The organism is Cellulomonas sp. GTC20042 (assembly GCF_055389595.1).
In genome coordinates this window covers 1,586,094-1,602,505 of sequence record NZ_AP043678.1, presented here as the reverse complement: position 1 = coordinate 1,602,505, position 16,412 = coordinate 1,586,094, and the positions used below count along the sequence as shown (strand labels likewise).

17 protein-coding genes and 1 pseudogene are annotated in these 16,412 nt (G+C 74.7%); 1 reads left to right on the top strand and 17 read right to left on the bottom strand.

The window, feature by feature from the left end; all coding sequences use genetic code 11:
* Window positions 1–5 precede the first annotated feature (5 nt).
* From pyrH to rpsB, 3 genes are all read right to left on the bottom strand, one after another.
* Window positions 6–746: a UMP kinase gene (gene pyrH, locus ACZ5HG_RS07425; protein ID WP_464181467.1), complete on the bottom strand. Its 741-nt coding sequence runs from the start codon at window positions 744–746 to the stop codon at window positions 6–8.
* A 137-nt stretch (window positions 747–883) separates the two neighbouring features.
* A complete protein-coding gene (tsf, locus tag ACZ5HG_RS07420) occupies window positions 884–1,729 on the bottom strand; it encodes a translation elongation factor Ts (protein WP_464181465.1) in 846 nt (281 codons plus the stop codon).
* A gap of 37 nt (window positions 1,730–1,766) precedes the next feature.
* Window positions 1,767–2,669, bottom strand: coding sequence for a 30S ribosomal protein S2 (gene rpsB / locus ACZ5HG_RS07415; RefSeq protein WP_464181463.1), 903 nt, complete (start codon window positions 2,667–2,669; stop codon window positions 1,767–1,769).
* A 556-nt stretch (window positions 2,670–3,225) separates the two neighbouring features.
* Here rpsB and ACZ5HG_RS07410 point away from each other — a divergent pair.
* Window positions 3,226–3,858: pseudogene (locus ACZ5HG_RS07410) on the top strand (peptidoglycan DD-metalloendopeptidase family protein); the annotation flags it as partial.
* A gap of 78 nt (window positions 3,859–3,936) precedes the next feature.
* On the opposite strand, the gene whiG reads toward ACZ5HG_RS07410, so the two are convergent.
* From whiG to ACZ5HG_RS07340, 14 genes are all read right to left on the bottom strand, one after another.
* Complete coding sequence (whiG, locus tag ACZ5HG_RS07405) at window positions 3,937–4,884, bottom strand: RNA polymerase sigma factor WhiG (RefSeq protein WP_464181462.1); 948 nt, start codon at window positions 4,882–4,884, stop codon at window positions 3,937–3,939.
* Window positions 4,885–4,991: 107 nt separating this feature from the next.
* Window positions 4,992–5,876: a tyrosine recombinase XerC gene (locus ACZ5HG_RS07400; protein WP_464181461.1), complete on the bottom strand. Its 885-nt coding sequence runs from the start codon at window positions 5,874–5,876 to the stop codon at window positions 4,992–4,994.
* Window positions 5,877–6,385: 509 nt separating this feature from the next.
* Entirely contained in the window at window positions 6,386–8,290 is a 1,905-nt protein-coding gene (gene dprA / locus ACZ5HG_RS07395; protein ID WP_464181460.1) for a DNA-processing protein DprA, read from the bottom strand.
* On the bottom strand, window positions 8,287–9,825 hold the full coding sequence (locus tag ACZ5HG_RS07390; RefSeq protein ID WP_464181459.1) for a YifB family Mg chelatase-like AAA ATPase: 1,539 nt from the start codon (window positions 9,823–9,825) through the stop codon (window positions 8,287–8,289). The genes dprA and ACZ5HG_RS07390 overlap by 4 nt, the downstream gene beginning before the upstream one ends.
* Window positions 9,826–10,299, bottom strand: coding sequence for a YraN family protein (locus tag ACZ5HG_RS07385; protein WP_464181457.1), 474 nt, complete (start codon window positions 10,297–10,299; stop codon window positions 9,826–9,828).
* A gap of 158 nt (window positions 10,300–10,457) precedes the next feature.
* The gene (locus ACZ5HG_RS07380; protein WP_464181456.1) at window positions 10,458–10,781 is read right to left on the bottom strand and encodes a DUF2469 domain-containing protein; all 324 of its coding nucleotides are present in this window, start codon (window positions 10,779–10,781) and stop codon (window positions 10,458–10,460) included.
* Window positions 10,782–10,823: 42 nt separating this feature from the next.
* Window positions 10,824–11,591: a ribonuclease HII gene (locus ACZ5HG_RS07375; protein WP_464181455.1), complete on the bottom strand. Its 768-nt coding sequence runs from the start codon at window positions 11,589–11,591 to the stop codon at window positions 10,824–10,826.
* Window positions 11,588–12,325 carry a signal peptidase I gene (lepB, locus tag ACZ5HG_RS07370; protein WP_464181453.1) on the bottom strand — a complete coding sequence of 246 codons (738 nt, stop codon included), beginning with the start codon at window positions 12,323–12,325 and terminating at the stop codon, window positions 11,588–11,590. Before lepB ends, ACZ5HG_RS07375 begins: the two co-directional genes overlap by 4 nt.
* Window positions 12,326–12,455: 130 nt before the next feature.
* Complete coding sequence (gene rplS / locus ACZ5HG_RS07365; protein WP_464181451.1) at window positions 12,456–12,824, bottom strand: 50S ribosomal protein L19; 369 nt, start codon at window positions 12,822–12,824, stop codon at window positions 12,456–12,458.
* 187 nt (window positions 12,825–13,011) lie between these two features.
* Window positions 13,012–13,794 (bottom strand): tRNA (guanosine(37)-N1)-methyltransferase TrmD, encoded by a 783-nt coding sequence (gene trmD, locus ACZ5HG_RS07360; protein ID WP_464181450.1) that lies wholly within the window; start codon window positions 13,792–13,794, stop codon window positions 13,012–13,014.
* Window position 13,795: 1 nt separating this feature from the next.
* Window positions 13,796–14,344 (bottom strand): ribosome maturation factor RimM, encoded by a 549-nt coding sequence (gene rimM / locus ACZ5HG_RS07355; RefSeq protein WP_464181448.1) that lies wholly within the window; start codon window positions 14,342–14,344, stop codon window positions 13,796–13,798.
* A gap of 130 nt (window positions 14,345–14,474) precedes the next feature.
* Window positions 14,475–14,714: an RNA-binding protein gene (locus ACZ5HG_RS07350; protein WP_464181446.1), complete on the bottom strand. Its 240-nt coding sequence runs from the start codon at window positions 14,712–14,714 to the stop codon at window positions 14,475–14,477.
* Window positions 14,714–15,154 (bottom strand): 30S ribosomal protein S16, encoded by a 441-nt coding sequence (gene rpsP, locus ACZ5HG_RS07345; protein WP_464181445.1) that lies wholly within the window; start codon window positions 15,152–15,154, stop codon window positions 14,714–14,716. The genes ACZ5HG_RS07350 and rpsP overlap by 1 nt, the downstream gene beginning before the upstream one ends.
* Window positions 15,155–15,313: 159 nt before the next feature.
* The gene (locus tag ACZ5HG_RS07340) at window positions 15,314–16,396 is read right to left on the bottom strand and encodes an amidohydrolase family protein (RefSeq protein ID WP_464181444.1); all 1,083 of its coding nucleotides are present in this window, start codon (window positions 16,394–16,396) and stop codon (window positions 15,314–15,316) included.
* Between the last annotated feature and the right edge of the window lie 16 nt (window positions 16,397–16,412).

Sequence of the window (16,412 nt, the reverse complement as noted above, 5' to 3'; positions counted from 1 at the left end):
GGGCGTCAGTCCTCGGTGACCAGCGTCCCGATCTTCTCACCCCGGAGGACCGCGGTGACGTTGCCGGCGCCCTCGAGACCGAAGACGCGCATCCGCACGCCGTTGTCCCGGCACATCGACAGGGCGGTGGAGTCCATGACCCCGAGCTCCTGCACGATCGCCTCGGTGTAGGTCAGGTGGTCCAGGCGGTGCGCGGTGGGATCGGTGCGCGGGTCGGCGGAGTAGACGCCGTCGACGCCGTTCTTGCCCATCAGCACCTCCTGGCAGTGCGTCTCCAGGGCGCGCTGCACCGAGACGGTGTCCGTGGAGAAGTACGGCAGGCCGGCGCCGGCGCCGAAGATCACGACGCGGCCCTTCTCCAGGTGGCGGATCGCCCGCAGCGGGATGTACGGCTCGGCGACCTGGCCCATCGCGATGGCGGTCTGCACGCGGGTGCTCACGCCGGCCTGCTCGAGGAAGTCCTGGAGGGCCAGGCAGTTCATCACGGTGCCGAGCATGCCCATGTAGTCGGCGCGCGCCCGGTCCATGCCGTTCTGCGCGAGCTCGGCGCCGCGGAAGAAGTTGCCGCCGCCGACCACGATCGCGACCTGCACGCCCTCGGCGACGGCCTGGCCGATCTCGGCGGCGATCCGGCGGACCACCCCGGCGTCCAGGCCGACGGACCCGCCGCCGAACGCCTCGCCGGAGAGCTTGAGCAGGACACGGCGCGCCGTGGGAGCGTCGTCCTTCGGGATGTCCGTGGTCATGGGGTTCCTCCAGGTCGTCTCACGCTCGGGTGGGCGCTCGGTCGTGCTCCGTGCTGGCGCGCCCCCGCCGGTCGGGCGGTTGCGCGCCGGTGGCCCCGCCCCCTCACGGGACGGGGCCACCGGGTCGAGCAGGTGGGTCAGGCGCCGACGCGGTACCGGACGAACCCGGTCACCGTGCCGCCGACCTCGGCGAGCACCTGGGCGATCGACTTCTTCGGGTCCTTCGCGAACGGCTGGTCGAGCAGCACGACGTCCTTGAAGTAGCCGTTGAGCCGGCCCTCGACGATCTTCGGCAGCGCGGCCTCGGGCTTGCCCTCGTTGCGGGCGGTCTCCTCGGCGATGCGGCGCTCGTTCTCGACCGTCTCGGTCGGGACCTCGTCGCGGGTCAGGTACGACGGCGAGAACGCCGCGATGTGGGTCGCGATGTCACGGGCCACCTCGGCGCCCTTGACGTCGGTCGCCACGAGCACGCCGACCTGCGGGGGGAGGTCCTTGTTCACCTTGTGCAGGTAGACGGTGACCTTCTCGCCGGCCACGCGGGCCAGACGACGCACGACGACCTTCTCGCCGAGCGTGGCGGCGGTGCCGTCCACGACCTCGGTGAGCGGGGTGCCGTCGACGTCCGCCGCGAGCAGCGCGTCGGCGTCCCGGGCACCCGAGGCGACGGCGGCCGCGAGGACCGTCTCCGCCAGGGTGAGGAAGGTCGCGTTCTTCGCCACGAAGTCGGTCTCGGAGTTGATCTCGACGATCACGCCGGACTCGCCCTCGCCGTCGGCGGTGGCGCCGACGTGCGCGGCCACCAGGCCGTCGGAGGCCGCACGGCCCTCGCGCTTGGCGACGCCCTTCAGGCCCTTGACGCGGATGATCTCGAGCGCCTTGTCGGCGTCGCCCTCCGCCTCCTCCAGGGCCTTCTTGACGTCCATCATCCCGGCGCCGGTCTTCTCACGCAGCGCCTTGATGTCGGCCATGCTGTAGTTCGCCATCAGCTCTTTCCCTCTCGTCGGTTCGTCGGGGCCGCGGTCACTCGGACGCGGCGTCGCCCTCGGTGGCGGGAGCGGCGTCGGCGGCCGGGGCCTCCGCAGCCGGGGTCTCCTCGACGACCGGGGCGGCCTCGGCGGCCGGGGTCTCGGCGGTCTCGGAGCCGGCGAGCAGCTCGCGCTCCCACTCGGCCAGCGGCTCGGACTCGGCGGCGGCGCCGGCAGCGGCGCCCTCGGTCGAGCCGGTGCGGGCGGCGTGGCGGGCGATGGTGCCCTCGGCGGCGGCGTCCGCGATCACGCGGGTCAGCAGCTGCACGGCGCGGATCGCGTCGTCGTTGCCCGGGATCGGGTAGTCCACGACGTCGGGGTCGCAGTTGGTGTCGAGGATCGCGACGATCGGGATGCCGAGCTTGCGCGCCTCGTCGACGGCCAGGTGCTCCTTGTTGGTGTCGACGATCCACACCGCCGACGGCACCTTGGTCATGTCGCGGATGCCGCCCAGGGTCTTGGCGAGCTTGTCCTTCTCGCGACGCATGATGAGCAGCTCCTTCTTGGTGAAGGCGCTCCCCGCGACGTCGTCGAAGTCGATGAGCTCGAGCTCCTTGAGGCGCTGCAGACGCTTGTTGACCGTCTGGAAGTTGGTGAGCATGCCACCGAGCCAGCGCTGGTTCACGTACGGCATGCCGACGCGGGCGGCCTGCTCGGCGACGGGCTCCTGCGCCTGCTTCTTGGTGCCGACGAACAGGATCGAGCCGCCGTGGGCGACCGTCTGCTTGACGAAGTCGTAGGCGCGGTCGATGTAGGACAGCGACTGCTGGAGGTCGACGATGTAGATGCCGTTGCGCTCGGTGAAGATGAAGCGCTTCATCTTGGGGTTCCAGCGGCGGGTCTGGTGCCCGAAGTGGACACCGCTCTCGAGCAGCTGGCGCATGGTCACGACGGCCATGGCACGTCCTTCCGGCACGCCCCAGCGGGGGCGCGCACTGTGATCGCGGGCCGCCGTGGGCGTCCCGCTCGTCGGGTTGTCGGCGCCGTCCGGGTGGACGGCTCCCCTGGCGCCACGACCGTGCTGGCGCCGGTTCTCCCCCGAGGGGCGGACCGGACCGCTGCCAGCGCGGCCCCTCGGACGACGGCCCCGTCGACCGTCTCCGGTCGGGTGGCCGCGCCTCGGTGATGGCGCGCGAAGTCGACCGGCACGTGCCGGTCGCAGCGAGGAGTCTACCGGACCGCGGACCTGGCCCGGGACAGCCGGCCGGGGCGTGCTGCCGTGCACTCTCGGCGAGGCCACCCGTCCGGGTCTGACGGTGGTGAGGGCGGGCGCGCGAGGTCGGTGCGGGGTCGGCGTGGGGTCGGCGTGGGCGAGCTGACGGCAAGGTCACCACGCCCGGTGCCGCACGATCACGCGGCGTCGAGCCGTCCACAGGCGACGATCGCGTTCGTCGTCCCCAGATCCGGGCGCCCACGGGTGCGGCCGCCGGCGACGGGACCGCAGCATCGGCGCCATGACAGCCGACCCGCACCGTTCACGCCGCCCGAGCCGATCGCGCCGACCGTCTGCGCACGCGGTGCCGGGCCGGTGGCCGCGGACTGCCGCGCAGCTGCGCACGGGCGCGCCGCCGCGCACGGTCGCGCCGCCGCGCGTGCTCGTGCTGCTCCGCGTCCTGGTGCTGCTCGCGCTCGGCGCGGCGACGGCAGGCCTGCTGCTGCTCGACGGCGACGCCGCCGCCGGCGGGTGGCCAACGACGGTCTCCGCGCACCCGTGGTCCTCCCCCGTCGGCGAGCCGGTCGAGGTGCGCCGGGCGTTCGACCCGCCGAACCGGCCCTGGCTCGCCGGTCACCGCGGCGTCGACCTGTCCGCACCGCCCGGCTCGATCGTCCGCGCACCCCGGACGGGGACCGTCACCTTCGCGGGCGTCGTGGTGGACCGCCCCGTCGTGGTGGTCGAGCACGACGACGGGCTGCGCAGCACCCTCGAACCGGTCGAGCCGACCGTCGCGGTGGGTGCGCGGGTGCACGGCGGTGACCCGGTCGGGGTGCTCACCGGGAGCGCGCACGTCGCCCGGGACCCGGACGCGGCCGTCACCGCACCGGACGGCGGCTCGGCCCTGCACTGGGGGGTGCGGGACGGGGACGCCTATCTCGACCCGATGCTGCTGCTCCGGGCGGGGCCGGTGGTGCTGCTCGCCACGACGGAGCCGCCGGCCGGCGCAGGGTCAGGCGCGGTCGGCCTCGGTGAGCCGGGCACGCAGCCGCAGCATCGCCGCGGTGTGCATCTGCGAGATCCGGGACTCGGTCACGCCCAGCACCCGGCCGATCTCCGCGAGCGTCATGCCCTCGTAGTAGTAGAGGACCAGCACCAGCTTCTCGCGCTCACCGAGCTGGTCGATCGCTCGGGCGAGCAGGAACTTGGTCTCCTGCGCCTCGAAGGAGTTCTCCGGGTCGGGCGTGCGGTCGTCGCCGAGCGTGTCGATCAGCGACAGCCGGTCGGAGCGGTCCTCGCCGGCACCCAGCAGCTCGTCGAGCGCCGCGACGTTGACCGTGGAGAGCTGGGTGAACAGCGCCCGCAGCTCCCGGACGTCGATCTGGAGCCGCGCGGCGACCTCGGTCTCCGTGGGGACCCGGTGCAGCTCGCTCTCGAGCTCCGCGTACGCGCGGTCCACCGCACGGGCCTTGGTGCGCACCGAGCGCGGGATCCAGTCCATCGCGCGCAGCTCGTCGATGATGGCGCCGCGGATGCGCGAGCTGGCGTAGGTCTCGAACTTCACCGAGCGACCCGGCTCGTACTTCTCGATCGCGTCGATCAGCCCGAACATGCCGTAGGACACCAGGTCGGCCTGCTCGACCATCGCCGGCAGCCGCATGCCCACCCGGCCTGCGACGGCGGTGACCAGCGGCGCGTAGTGCAGGATCAGCCGCTCGCGCACGAGGCGGTCGCCACCGGTCTTGAAGATCTGCCAGTCCTGCTCGACCGGGTCCAGCACCACCTGCTCGGAGTCGTCGACCTCGACCAGGTCCTCGACCGCGGTGAGCACCACCACGACGCCGTCGAGGTCGTCCTCCTCCAGCACCTCGACATCGAGGTCCGTGTCCGTGACGGCCCGCAGGGCGACGAGCTCGGCGGCGTCGACGTCGAGCAGGTCGGCGTCGGCCTCGACCGACACCTGCCGCGGAATGACACCGAGAGGTGCACGAGCAGCGCGCGCCTGAGGAGCCGCCGCCGGGACCCAGTCCTCGGCCGGAACGGTCATGCTGGTCTCCATCTCGGACGTCATGCTCGGGGGTGCGCCTGCTGGTAGGACGCGCGGAGCCGGTCCGCCGTCACGTGGGTGTAGCGCTGCGTGGTGGCGAGGCTCGCGTGACCGAGCACCTCCTGGACGCTGCGCAGGTCGGAACCGCCCTCCAGCAGGTGGGTCGCCACCGAGTGTCGCAGAGCGTGCGGCGCGATGTCCTCCACTTCGGCCATTCGGGACAACTCGTGCACAACGTGACGAAGCCGACGCTGGTCCACGCGACCACCCCTGCTGCCCAGCAGCAGAGCGGGACCGGAGCCCTCGACGGCGAGCAGCGGGCGACCCCGCTCCAGCCACGCCGTGACGGCGTCGACCGCGATCTCACCCACAGGGACCACACGCTGCTTGTCACCCTTTCCGGTGACGCGCAGGGTGCGGGTGCCCAGGTCGAGGTCGTCCACGTCGGCGCCGCACAGCTCGCCGACGCGCACCCCGGTGGCGTACAGCAGCTCGACCGCGGCCCAGTCGCGCAGGTGCACCGGGTCGCCGTCGTCGGCCCGCAGCCGGGCCGTGTCCAGCAGCGTCGCGGCGGCGTCCTGCGCGAGCACGTCCGGCAGCACCGAGGCGGGGCGCGCCGAGGCCAGACGCAGCGCGGGGTCGTGCACGACCCGGCCGGTCCGTGCCGCCCAGGAGTAGAAGGTCCGCACCGTCGCGCCGCGCCGCGCGAGCGTCGCACGGGCCCGCTCCCCCGCCGCCATCGCAGCGAGCCATCCGCGCAGCACCGCGATGTCCACGTCGGCCAGACCGCCCCGCCCCTGCCGCGCCGCGTAGGCGGCGAGGTCCCGCAGATCACCCTCGTAGGCACGCACGGTGTTCTCCGAGAGACCGCGCTGCGCGCGCAGGTGGACGACGAACGCCTCCATGAGGGCGGTGTTCCCTCGCGCGATAGCGGACTCGGCCGACGTGTGCACGGAACAAGAGTCCCCGTCACACCTCCGGGCGACAAGCGCCCGGGAGAAGGAATCACCCACCCCTGGGTGAATCACGGTGGATTGTCCGAATTCTCCCTGGTGGAATGCGCCGGTCGAGGTCATTCTCAGGTCGGATGTGTCCACCTGTCGGACGCATCGTGACGGAGGGGTGATCGCCGGTGCGCCGCAGGAGGGCGTCCGGCACGGGGCGGAGCGGTCCGGCAGGTACGGCGCGACCCGGTCGGCATCGCGCGGCGCGGCCCGGTCGGCATCGCGCGGAGCGGCCCGGTCGGCATCGCGCGGCGCGGCCCGGTCGGCATCGCGCGGAGCGGGCCCGGCCTGCACGGCGCGAGGGCATCTCCGCCGTCGCGGCGTGGAGTGCTCGCTCCGGTGCGACAGGACGTGACCGCGCCACCGGTGGCGGGACGTCATGCCGTCACCGATGGCGGGACGTGACGGCGTCACCGACGCGGCGGCACGATCGACCACCTCCCCTCGCGTCGGCGGACGCGCCCGGACAGCTCCAACGACCCGAGCGCGGCCTCGACCTCCTCCCGCGCGAGCCCGGCACGGCGCGCGAGCGTGGTGACGTCGACGGCACCCCGCAGCGGGAGGGCGTCGAGGACCCGGGTCCGGGGGTCGTCCGGTCGCAGGTCGCCGGGGTCGTCCGGCGCAGAGCGGTTCGGGGCGGGCCCCTCCGCGGCTGGTCCCTTCAGGGCCGGGCCACGCAGGCCCGGTGATCGCGGACCCGGCGCGCGCGGATCCGGCACGTCCCGGGACCGGCTGTGCGCGTCCGACGCGAGGACCTCCGGGGCAGAGGCGCCGAGGCCGTCGCCATCTCGGTCAGGAGCGTGCGCCGTACCACCCGTCGGTACGGCGTCCTCCCGGGCAGGGCCGTCTGCGTCGGGTGCGGGCGAAGAGGGCGCGCCGGGAACGTGCCCACGCGGGGCGGCGGCACGACGGGCGCGACTTTCTGGTGCCGCCCCGCCGGGCGGGCCGATCAGCTCCAGCACGTCGGCGGTGCTGGTCACGCAGACCGCGGCACCGTCACGGATCAGCCGATGGCAGCCGACAGAGGCCATGGAGGTGACCGGACCCGGAACCGCTCCGAGCGGGCGCAGCAGCGCACCGGCGTGCGCGGCGGTGCTCAGGGCACCCGAGCGCCACGCAGCCTCGACCACGACGGTGGCCCCGGCCAGCGCGGCGATGAGCCGGTTGCGCAGCAGGAAGCGGGAGCGGACCGGTGCGGTGCCCGGCGGGCACTCCGCGACGACGGCACCGTGCTCGTGGGCGAGGGACTCCAGCAGGTCACGGTTCCCGGCCGGGTAGGTGCGGTCGACGCCGCCGGCGAGCAGGGCGACGGTGGTCCCGCCTGCCGACAGAGCCCCGCGATGGGCGGCGACGTCGATGCCGTAGGCGCCGCCGGAGACGACCATGCCGCCGGCCTCGGCGATCCCCGCGGCGAGGTCGGCGGCGACGTGCTCGCCGTAGGGCGTGGCGGCACGGGCCCCGACGAGGGCGGCGGACCGGGCGGAGAGCGCGTGCAGGTCGGCGGGGCCGCGCGCCCACAGGCACAGCGGGGCGGTGGCGTCGAGGTCGTCGAGCGCGGTCGGCCAGCCGGGGTCGCCGGGGACGAGCAGCCGGCAGCCGATCCGGTCGGCGGCGTCGAGCGCTCGGCGCGGCTCGAGGGCCATCAGACGCGGGGCCCAGCGGGACAGCGCGCGGCCGAGCACCCGGCGGGCGGCCGGTCCGGTGATCGCGGACGCCGGGAACGCGATCACCGATCCGCCGTTCGACGGATCGTCGGTGCGACCGCGCGTACCGCCCTGCCGCCCCCAGTCGCCGTCGGATGACGGCAGCCTGCCGCCCTCGGCACGATGTCCCGCGTCGCGAGCCGGCCCGCGCACGGGATCGAAGTGCAGCAGCACCGCTCCCCTGTCGCGGCCGCCAGTCACGCCCTCTCGGTCGACCACCGCGCCGCAGAGATCGACGACGGTGCCGTCCCGGCCGCATGTTGCGCCACCTGAGACGGCCGTCGCGCCGGCCCGCTCGCCCGGCAGGTCGGGCTCCCTCAGGGCGGCGCGCAGCGCGCGCACGGCTCGGTCGACGTCGATCTCCCCGCTCGACGCGTTCGACCCGTTCGACCCGCGCGACCCCGCACCGACCCGCACACCCGCGCCAGCACCCGCACGCGGACCGGAGCCACCGCCGACCCCCGCGCCCGCACCGGCCCCGACGGCCCAGCGCGCCCAGTCGAGGGCGCGCGCCGGGCCGAGCGCCCGGACCAGGGCGACGGCCACGGGGTCACCGGGCTCGGCGACGACGTTCCACGCGACCAGGGCGAGCCGCTGCTCGTCGGCGGTCATGCCTGCCCCCGGGTGCGCAGCAGCAGCGCGCGGCCGATGTCGACCCGGCCGGGGGCGTCGCGCCCGGCGAGGTCGGCGAGGGTCCACGCGACGCGGAGCACGCGGTCGGCGCCGCGCAGGGTCAGCAGCCCGTGGTCGACGCCGGCGTCGACCTCGGCGAGCAGGCCGGGCCCGGCGCCGAGGCGGTCCCGCAGCACCCTGCCGGGGACGTCGGCGTTGCGGACCCAGCCGGTGCTGCCCCAGCGGTCGCGCTGCGCGTGCCGGGCGGCGAGCACGCGGGCGGCGACCTCGGCGGTGCTCTCGGCAGGGCCGTCGAGCGCGGAGCGGCGCACGGGTGGCACCTCGACCTGGACGTCGACGCGGTCGAGCAGCGGTCCGGAGAGCCGACCGAGGTAGCGACGGCGGGCCAGCGAGGTGCAGGTGCAGCGCAGGCCGGTGCCGATGGCCTGGCCGCAGGGGCACGGGTTGGCGGCGAGCACGAGCTGGAACCGCGCGGGGAACCGGGCGACGCCGGCGGTGCGGTGGATGACGAGCTCGCCGTGCTCGAGGGGCTGCCGCAGGGTCTGGAGGACGGCGGCGGAGAACTCGGGGGCCTCGTCCATCAGCAGCACGCCGCGGTGGGCGCGGGAGGCCGCTCCGGGGCGGGGCACGCCGGACCCTCCGCCGACGATGCTGGCCGGGGTGGCGGTGTGGTGCGGGTCCTCGAAGGGCGGACGCCGCAGCAGGCCGCCGCCGGGGTCGAAGGTGCCGGCGACGGAGTGCACGGTGGTCACCTCGACGGCCTCCTCCTCGGTGAGATCGGGCAGCAGGCCGGGCAGGCGGGCGGCGAGCATGGTCTTGCCGGTGCCGGGCGGGCCGATGAGCAGCAGGTGGTGCCCGCCGGCGGCGGCGACCTCGAGCGCGGTGCGGGCGTCGTGCTGGCCCCGGACGTCGGACAGGTCGCCGACAGTCGTCCGCGGCGCGCCGATCCCGGTGCCCCGGACGACGGGCACCGCGGCGACCTCGACCCGGGGGCGTCGGAGGTCGGCGCCGTGCCGGCGGGCCACCTCGGCGAGGCTGCGGCAGCCGGTGACGCGTGCACCGGGCACGAGGGCGGCCTCGGCGACGTCGGCCTCGGGGACCACGACGTCCGGGCGACCGGCGGCGACCGCGGCGGCGACGGCGGGCAGCACGCCGCGCACGGGGTGCAGGCGACCGTCCAGGCCGAGCTCGCCGAGGTGCACGGTGCCGGCGACCCGCTCGCCGGGCAGGAGCTCGGCGGCGGCCAGGACGGCGACGGCCACGGCGAGGTCGAAGGCGGGCCCGGCCTTGGGCAGCGCCGCCGGCGAGAGGTTGACGGTGATCCGCCGGTTCGGCCAGACCAGCCCGGAGGAGCCGACGGCGGCCCGCACCCGGTCACGGGCCTCGGCCAGCGAGGCGTCCGGCAGGCCGACCAGCACGAACGCGGGCAGGGCGGAGGCGAGGTGCGCCTCGACCTCGATCAGGTGTCCGTGCAGGCCGACCAGGGCGACGGCGAGGGTGCGTCCGAGGCTCACTCAGTCCACCGCCCGCAGGTGCTCGACCCGGTGGCCGCCGTGCGGGTGCAGGGTGACGGCCAGCACGTCGACCCGCACGGTCGCCGGGTGCAGCTCGTGGGCGTCCAGCCAGGCGGCGGTCAGGCGTCGCAGCCGGGCGACCTTGGCGGGGGTGACGGCCTCGGCGGGGTGGCCGTAGGCGTCGCCGCGCCGGGTCTTGACCTCGACGGCGACCAGGCCGTCGCCGTCCAGCGCGACGAGGTCGAGCTCGCCGGCGCGCCCGTGCCGCCAGTTGCGGTCGACCACCTGCCAGCCCTGCGCCGCGGCCCAGCCTGCGGCCAGGTCCTCCCCCAGCCGCCCGGTCTGCGCCCGGGTGGGCCGCTCCGTCCGGGCGCGCTGATCCGCCCGGGCGGGCCGTTCCCTCGCCCCGGCACCGCTCGACCTGTCGCCACCCGGCCTGTTGCTCGACCCCGTGGGTCGTCCTGCTCTCGGCATCGCGCCACCTCCTGCGACCACCGTGGGTCGCCGGAGGGCGGAGATCGAGGCGTCGGCCCGCGATCTGGGGACGACGAACGCCCGAACGGCCTGTGGACGGCTCGACGCCCGCTCGCCGAGCGGAACCGCTCAGCGGCCGGTGGAGCCGGGATCCGCGATCAGCGGGGGAAGCCGCCACCCGCGCCGAGGTCGAGGTCGGCCTTCACCAGCTCCTCGACGTTGACGTCCTTGAACGTCACGACGCGCACGGACTTCACGAACCGGGCGGAGCGGTAGACGTCCCACACCCAGGCGTCGGCGAGCGTGAGCTCGAAGTAGACCTCGCCGGCGGCGGACCGCACCTGGAGGTCGACGTGGTTGGCCAGGTAGAACCGGCGCTCGGTCTCCACCACGTACGAGAACAGCCCCACCGCGTCGCGGTACTCGCGGTAGAGCGCGAGCTCCATCTCGGTCTCGTAGTTCTCCAGGTCTTCCGCACTCACCGGTCCATCATCCCCCATCCGCGCCCGCGCGCCGCACCCGGGTCAGTCGCCCTCGGTCGACGGGGTGACGTCCACCCCGGGCAGCCGCCAGGACCGGCGGTGGTGCACGGTCGGGCCGAGCCGCCGCAGCGCGTCGACGTGCTCGGGGCTGGCGTAGCCCTTGTTCTCGTGCCAGGCGTACTCGGGGTGCTGCTCGGCGAGCTCGAGCATCATGGCGTCACGGGTGGTCTTGGCGAGGATGCTGGCCGCGGCGACGGCGGCGCAGGTCATGTCGCCCTTGATCCGGGTGGTCACGGGCCACGCCGCGCCGGGCTCGTCCTCGTCGAACAGCGAGACCTGCGCGGGCGCGGACAGGTAGTCGTGGTTGCCGTCGAGCAGCACGTGCGCGGGCACCACGCCGAGCGCCTCGATCGCGCGCCGTCCGGCGAGCCGCAGCGCGGGGATGATGCCGAGGGCGTCGATCTCGTCCGGGCTCGCGTGGCCCACGCCCCAGGCATCGGCCCAGCGGCGGATCTGCGGGGCGAGGGCGGTGCGGCGCGCGGGTGCGAGCAGCTTGGAGTCGCGCACGCCCTGCGGGGCGGACCGGGTGCCCTCGCCGATCAGGACGGCGCCGACGGTGACCGGACCGGAGAGCGCGCCGCGGCCGACCTCGTCGCAGCAGGCCAGGGTGACGGCGCCGGCGCGCAGGATCTGCCGCTCGAGCCGCAGCGTCGGGGCCGTCGAGCGCGCGGGGGCCACGGATCCCCGCCGGGTCGCCCGCCGCACCGGGGCGGCCGTGCCGGGCAGGAGCACGTCACGCAGATCGGTCATGACGGGTCGGGGACGTCCCGGAACACGTCGCCGGGGTTGCGGAGCAGGCCGACGCGGTCGAAGGGCCACAGGGTGATGAAGGCGGTGCCGACCACGTTGTCGATCGGCACCGAGCCGCCGCCGGGGTCGCCCAGGTGGTAGCGCGAGTCGGCGGAGTGCTGGCGGTTGTCGCCCATCACCCAGATCGAGTCGGCGGGGACGGTGATGTCGAAGGCGATCTCGCTCGGGCTGGCGCCGGGGGCCAGGTACAGCGACTCGTCGATCGCGACGCCGTTGACGGTGAGCGGCGAGCCGTCGCCGGCGGCGACGACGTGGTCGCCGGGCAGGCCGATCACGCGCTTGATCAGGTGGTCCTCGGACTGCTGCGGCATGAGACCGATCGCGATCAACGCGTCCTGCACCACGTTGGTGTCGACCTGCTGGGCGCCCTCGAGCCAGTTGGCCGGGTCCTCGAAGACGACGATGTCGCCACGGTGCAGGTCGAACGGTCCCGGCGCGAGCTTGTTGACGAGCACCCGGTCGCCCTCGAGCAGGGTGTCGTGCATCGACGCGCTCGGGATGAAGAACGCCTGGGCGAAGAACGTCTTGACGACCAGCGAGAGCACGATCGCGCTGACCAGGATGATCGCGGTCTCGCGCACGAAGGAGGCGACCGGTCCGCGCCGTCGGCCCGAGGCGGGGGCGGCGGCGGTGGCACCGCGCTGGTGTCGGGGCGGCGCGTCGGGCTGGTCCATCACCCGCACACTCTCCCACGTCACCCGGCCCGTCGCCCACGTCCCGCACCGCGCGCACCGAACCTCCCCGGGACGCACGACGGGCGGCCACCCCCGCAGGGGTGACCGCCCGTCGACGTCAGCGCGGTGCTCAGGCCTTCTTGGCCGGCACGGAGTCGCGCTTCTCCTTGATCTTCGCCTTCTTGCCGCGCAGGTTGCGCAGGTAGTACAGCTTGGCGCGACGGACGTCACCACGGATGGCGACCTCGATCGACTCGAGGGTCGGGGAGTGCACCGGGAAGGTGCGCTCGACGCCGACGCCGAAGCTGACCTTGCGGACGGTGAAGGTCTCGCGGACGCCGTCGCCCTGGCGGGCGATGACGACACCCTGGAACACCTGGACGCGGGAGCGGTTGCCCTCGACGACCTTGACGTTCACCTTGAGGGTGTCACCGGGGCGGAAGTCCGGGACGTCGGAGCGCAGGGAGGCTGCGTCGACCAGGTCGAGAGTGTGGGACATCACACGGTCGCTTTCTCGCGGTGCCACAGGTCACGCACGTACGTCGTCGGCACCGCCGGGGCGCCGAGGCTGGATTCGAAAGGTGCGTCGCCGATCGCTCGGCGGGCCGTGGTCGTCTCCCCTGTGGCAGAGACGCGGCTGCGCGCACCGACCGACGATTCTGCCACAGCGCAGGCAGCGCAGGAAATCAGTCGGTCTCCGGGACCAGCCGGTCCCCCGCGACGCGCCAGCCGATCGCGTCCAGCACCGCACGGTCGGCCTTGTCCAGACCGGCGACGTCGAGACGGGCCAGCAGGTCGGGTCGCCGGGCGGCGGTCCGGGTCAGCGCCTGGTCGCGCCGCCAGCGCTCGACGTTGCCGTGGTGGCCGGACAGCAGCACCTCCGGCACCTCGAGATCACGCCAGGCCGGCGGCTTGGTGTAGACGGGGTACTCCAGCAGACCCGCGCTGCCGTGCGACTCCTCCACCAGCGACTCCGGGTTGCCGACGACGCCGGGCAGCAGCCGGACCACCGCCTCCACCAGCACCATCGCGGCCACCTCGCCGCCGTTCAGCACGTAGTCGCCGATCGAGTACTCGCTGACCGTCACCCCGGGGCGGGCGGCGTAGTGCTCGGCCACCCGGGCGTCGATCCCCTCGTACCGCCCGCAGGCGATCACCAGGTGGGTGTCGGCGGCCCACGCCTCGGCGTGCCGCTGGGTGAGCGGGGCGCCGGACGGGGTCGGCAGCAGCAGGTGGGTGCCCTCGGTGACCAGATCGTCCAGGGCGGTGCCCCACACGTCGGGCTTCATCACCATGCCGGCGCCGCCGCCGAAGGGTGTGTCGTCCACGGTGCGGTGCCGGTCGGTGGTCCAGTCGCGCAGGTCGTGCACCCGCAGGTCGAGGATGCCGGAGGTGCGGGCCTTGCCGACCAGCGACAGCTCCAGCGGGGCCAGGTAGTCCGGGAAGATCGAGACGACGTCGATGCGCACGTCAGGCGTCCTCGCCCACGGTCTCCTCGCTGACCACGAGGTTCGCCGCGTCGGAGGCGAGCAGCCCGCCCGGCGGGTCGATCACCACACGCCCGCCCGGCACGTCCACCACCGGGACGATCGCGCGGACGAACGGCACCAGCGTGCGGGCGCCGCCGGTCTCGCGGACGACGAGCACGTCGTGCGCGGGCAGGTGCTCCAGGCCGATCACCTCGCCGATGGTGCTGCCGTCGACGTGCTCGGCGCGCAGGCCGGCGAGCTCGTGCGGGTACCAGGCGTCGTCCTCGTCCTCGTCGTCGGCCTCGACGACCAGCTCGACGCCACGCAGCGCCTCGACGGCGGTGCGGTCGGCGGCCTCGACGAAGGTCACGTGCCACCGGTCGTGCTGCACGCGGACGCCGGCGATCGTCAGCGGCCCTCGGTCGGCGGGCTCGGTGCGCAGCACGGCGCCGACCGCCAGGCGCTCCTCGGGGGCGTCGGTGCGGATCTCGAGCGCGACCTCTCCGCGCAGGCCGTGGGCACGGCCGACACGGGCGACGGTGAGCAGCATGGGGTGTTCCTCTCGGGTCGTGACCACCAGCGTAGGCACTGGTGGAGACGCAGCGCAGGCCCGGTCCCACGGTGGGGACCGGGCCTGCGTGCTGTCGTCCGGCGACCCTCACGGGCCGGCGGGACGGGCGTCAGCGCCGGGCGACGTCCACGACGTCGATGCGGACCGGGCCGTCCGTGGACAGCGCACCGACGACGGTGCGCAGCGCACGGGCGGTGCGCCCGCCGCGGCCGATGACGCGGCCGAGGTCCTCGGGGTGCACCCGGACCTCGAGCAGGTCACCGCGGCGGAGCGTCCGGGCGTCGACCCGGACCTCGTCCGGGTGGTCGACGATCCCGCGGACCAGGTGATCCAGCGCGTCGGCGAGCATCAGGCCTGCTCGTCCTCGGTGGCCTCGACCTCGGCGGTCTCGGCCTCGACCGGGGCGGCGGCCTTCTTCTCGGCAGCCTTCGCCTTGGCCTTCTCGGCGTCGGCGGCGATGGCCTCGACCTTGGCCTTGACGTCACCCTCGGCCGGGGTGGCCTTGGTGCGCAGGGTGCCCTCGGCGCCCGGCAGGCCCTTGAACTTCTGCCAGTCGCCGGTCACCTTGAGCAGCGCGAGGACCTGCTCGGACGGCTGCGCGCCGACGCCGAGCCAGTACTGCGCACGCTCGGAGGAGATCTCGATGAGCGAGGGCTCCTCGGTGGGGTGGTACTTGCCGATCTCCTCGATGACGCGACCGTCACGCTTGGTGCGGGAGTCCGCGACGACGACGCGGTAGTACGGCGCCCGGATCTTGCCGAGGCGCTTCAGGCGGATCTTGGTGGCCACTGTGTGGTCTCTCCTGGTGTCTACGGGGCGGTCCTCGCACCGCGCACGTGGGGCATGCGGCTCGGCTCGGACCTGAAGGACACGGCATCGCGTGGGTAGAGGGGCCGCGCGCGCCGAGTACAGCAGGTCATTGTGCCAGACGCGACGACGTCGTCGCGACTACGCCACCCGTCGCCCGCGCAGCACCACCGCGTCCGGCGCGGCGAGCACCCGCACGTCGGCGCGCGGGTCGGCCGGGTACACCACGAGGTCGGCGTTCTGCCCCTCCGCGAGCCCCGGCACGCCGAGCCAGGCGCGGGTGCGCCAGGACGCGGCGGCGACCACGTCGGCAGCGGGCAGACCGGCCTCGACCATCGCCAGCGCCTCGTCCGCGATCCGCCCGTGCCCGATCGTGCCACCGGCGTCGGTGCCGACCAGCAGGGGCACCCCGGCGTCGTGCAGGTCGCGCGCGTGCTGCTCGCGGCGGGCGTGCATCCGGCGCATCCGGGCCGCGTACACCGGGTACCGGTCCGCTCGGTCGGCGATGGCGGCGAACTGGGCGACCTGGAGCAGCGTGGCGGTGACCGGGATGCCGGCGGCGGCGATCCGGTCGATCTGCCGGGCGTCGGCGCCGGTGGCGTGCTCCAGGCAGTCCACCCCGGCGTCGAGCAGCGGGTCCAGCGCCTCGGTGGCGAAGGTGTGCGCGGTCACCCGGGCGCCGGCGGCGTGCGCGACGGCCACGGCCTCGGCGAGCAGGTCGTCCGGCCACAGCGGGCGCAGGTCGCCCTCGGCACCGAGGTCGCGGTCGATCCAGTCGGCGACGAGCTTGACCCAGCCGTCACCGCGCACGGCCTCCTCGGCGACCGCCCCGGGCAGGTCGGTGACCGCGTCGAGCTCGCGGCCGTAGTGGCGCAGGTAGCGCTTCGGGCGGGCCAGGTGGCGTCCGGCGCGGATCAGCCGGGGCAGGTCCGCACGGTCGTGCACCCAGGAGGTGTCGGCCGGGGACCCCGCGTCGCGGACCAGCAGCACGCCGGAGTCACGATCGGCCAGCGCCTGCGCCTGCGCGGTGGCACGGTCGACGGCTCCCTCGGCGGCCAGGCCGATGTGGCAGTGCACGTCGACCAGCCCGGGCAGCACCCAGCCGGTGAGCGTCGTCTCCGGCACGCCGGAGGGGCGGTCGAGGGTCAGGCGGTCGCCGACCACCCAGGCCTCGCCGACCTCACGCTCGTCGTCCAGCACGATCGTGCCGCGCAGGTGCAGCACGGCCCACCCCCCTCGC

What these genes read in the sequence shown, in the direction of transcription:
- dprA (WP_464181460.1), bottom strand. Translation starts at nt 8,290, where the DNA reads ATGACCGCCGACGAGCAGCGGCTCGCCCTGGTCGCGTGGAACGTCGTC.
- lepB (WP_464181453.1), bottom strand. Translation starts at nt 12,325, where the DNA reads ATGGACCAGCCCGACGCGCCGCCCCGACACCAGCGCGGTGCCACCGCC.
- rimM (WP_464181448.1), bottom strand. Translation starts at nt 14,344, where the DNA reads ATGCTGCTCACCGTCGCCCGTGTCGGCCGTGCCCACGGCCTGCGCGGA.
- rpsB (WP_464181463.1), bottom strand. Translation starts at nt 2,669, where the DNA reads ATGGCCGTCGTGACCATGCGCCAGCTGCTCGAGAGCGGTGTCCACTTC.
- ACZ5HG_RS07375 (WP_464181455.1), bottom strand. Translation starts at nt 11,591, where the DNA reads ATGACCGATCTGCGTGACGTGCTCCTGCCCGGCACGGCCGCCCCGGTG.
- ACZ5HG_RS07350 (WP_464181446.1), bottom strand. Translation starts at nt 14,714, where the DNA reads ATGCTCGCCGACGCGCTGGATCACCTGGTCCGCGGGATCGTCGACCAC.
- ACZ5HG_RS07385 (WP_464181457.1), bottom strand. Translation starts at nt 10,299, where the DNA reads ATGCCGAGAGCAGGACGACCCACGGGGTCGAGCAACAGGCCGGGTGGC.
- rplS (WP_464181451.1), bottom strand. Translation starts at nt 12,824, where the DNA reads ATGTCCCACACTCTCGACCTGGTCGACGCAGCCTCCCTGCGCTCCGAC.
- tsf (WP_464181465.1), bottom strand. Translation starts at nt 1,729, where the DNA reads ATGGCGAACTACAGCATGGCCGACATCAAGGCGCTGCGTGAGAAGACC.
- ACZ5HG_RS07400 (WP_464181461.1), bottom strand. Translation starts at nt 5,876, where the DNA reads ATGGAGGCGTTCGTCGTCCACCTGCGCGCGCAGCGCGGTCTCTCGGAG.
- pyrH (WP_464181467.1), bottom strand. Translation starts at nt 746, where the DNA reads ATGACCACGGACATCCCGAAGGACGACGCTCCCACGGCGCGCCGTGTC.